This window comes from Streptomyces calidiresistens, assembly GCF_014141525.1.
Taxonomy (GTDB): Bacteria; Actinomycetota; Actinomycetes; order Streptomycetales; family Streptomycetaceae; genus Streptomyces; species Streptomyces calidiresistens.
Map to the genome: position 1 here is coordinate 1 of NZ_VKHS01000992.1, position 1743 is coordinate 1743.

The 1743-nt window shown below is 73.8% G+C and carries 3 protein-coding genes; all 3 read right to left on the minus strand.

The window, feature by feature from the left end:
* Positions 1 to 287, minus strand: a 287-nt coding sequence (gene gvpJ / locus FOE67_RS24800; protein WP_182667055.1) for a gas vesicle protein GvpJ, incomplete at its 3' end; no start/stop codon positions are given.
* A 66-nt stretch (positions 288 to 353) separates the two neighbouring features.
* Positions 354 to 647, minus strand: coding sequence for a gas vesicle protein GvpO (gene gvpO / locus FOE67_RS24805; protein ID WP_182667056.1), 294 nt, complete (start codon positions 645 to 647; stop codon positions 354 to 356).
* Between the two features lie 133 nt (positions 648 to 780).
* The coding region (locus tag FOE67_RS24810; protein WP_182667057.1) for a monooxygenase at positions 781 to 1743 on the minus strand (963 nt) is incomplete at its 5' end.

The following is a 1743-nucleotide window of genomic DNA, read 5'->3' on the forward strand; positions in this document are numbered from 1 at the left end:
ATCCCCCCGCCTCCGCCCCCGCCCCCGAAGAGCTCGGGAACGGTGCGACTGCGGTCGTCCCGTTCCAGGTCCAGGCGGTTGCACGCCTCGGCGAAGCGCAGGTAGGTGTCGACGCTCGCGACGACCACCCGGATGTCCACCTTCAGGATCTCGATGCCGACCAGGGAGACGCGCAGGAAGACATCGATCACCATCCCCCGGTCGAGGATGATCTCGATGACGTCGTAGAGGGTGCCGGCGCGCGGTACACAGGCGACGTCATCGCTGTAGGTCGTGGTGGTGCTCATGGGGATTCCCCTCTGCGGTGGGCTCTGCGGCGGAGTTCTCCGACCCCCGGTCGTCGTCGGTCGTCGTCAGTCGTCCGTGGATCCGCGCCGGTACCGACGCACCCGGCGGTACTGCAGGAGCCGTCCGTCACCGTCGAGTTCCACCTCGTAGGTGGCGAGCAGACTGGTGGTGTCGGGGATGCGGGGCACCTCCACCACGTCGACGCACACCCGCCAACCGTTCTCCTCCCGGCACACGGCCGAGACCCCTTCCACCCGATGGCCGGTCAGGCCCGCCAGCCGTCGACCGGCCCGGCGTGCGGCACCCACCGCCCCTCTGACGGGAGAGGGGCGGTCCCGACGTTCACGTTGGTCTCCCATGGGGATCAGTGTGTTGTCGGTCCCGCCCGTGTCGCCCGAGATGTTGAGCCGTTCGGGCAGCGGCCCGCCCGCACCCGGCCGGACAGGCCGACGGCCCGCTCCCGGTGCGGGAACGGGCCGTCGGCGGTGGGGGTCAACCCCGCCCGGGGTCGGAGGTCTCGTCGCCCTCGCGCCGCAGCGGTGGCCGAAGCGGAACGGCCGGGTCGGGTCCCAGGAGAACGGCACGCAGCACCCGGGGCGCGAACAGCGCCCGGGGCGGCGCCACCAGCCCCAGCACCGCCCGGAAGGCGGCTCCCACCAGCGGGTCGCCGCCGGCCCGCCGCTGCACCCGCGCCATGTACAGGGTGAGGGGACGCTCGACGGCCCGGGGGCCCGGGACGTTGCCCTCGGCGCCCGGCATGTTCCGGTCCGCTCCCGCGGAGATGTCCCACGCCCGACGGCAGGAGCGCAGCAGTGCCCGGTGCACGCCCCGGGTGGTCGGCCTCCCGCCCCGGCGGCCCAACTCCTCCCGCAGGGCCAGGGCGTTCAGGACGGCCACCGTCATGCCCTGCCCGTAGACGGGGTTGAACGCGCACAGCGCCTCGCCCGTGGCCACGAAGCCCGCCGGTCGTCGGCCCGGCCGGTCGTACCGGCGTCGGATGTTGGCCGTGTCACGGAAACCGTGTGCCGCGGAGACGGGTTCGGCCCGGCTCAGCCACTCCCGCACCATCGGGTGGGGCAAACGCTCGGCGAAGGCGGTGAACCCCTCGTGGTCGGTGGGCGGTTCGCATCCGCGCACCCCGGACAGGGTCACCAGGTGGAGGCCGTTCTCCACCGGCAGCACCACCGCCCCGTACACCTGCCCCGGATCCGGGACGACGTACTGTCCGGCGTACCGGGCCGCCCCCGCGCCCTCCCGCGGCTCCGTTCCGGCGCGGTACAACCGGCTGGCGTAGGCCAGCCCGGTCTCCAGCCTTTCCTCGAAGGCCGGTTCCGCGCCCAGCTCCGTCAACCAGCGCGGTGCCCGGGTCCCGCGGCCCGAGGCGTCCACCACCAGGTCGGCGGGGATCTCCCGCCGCCCACCGTTCCTTTCCCCGCCCCGCTCGCGGACCACCAC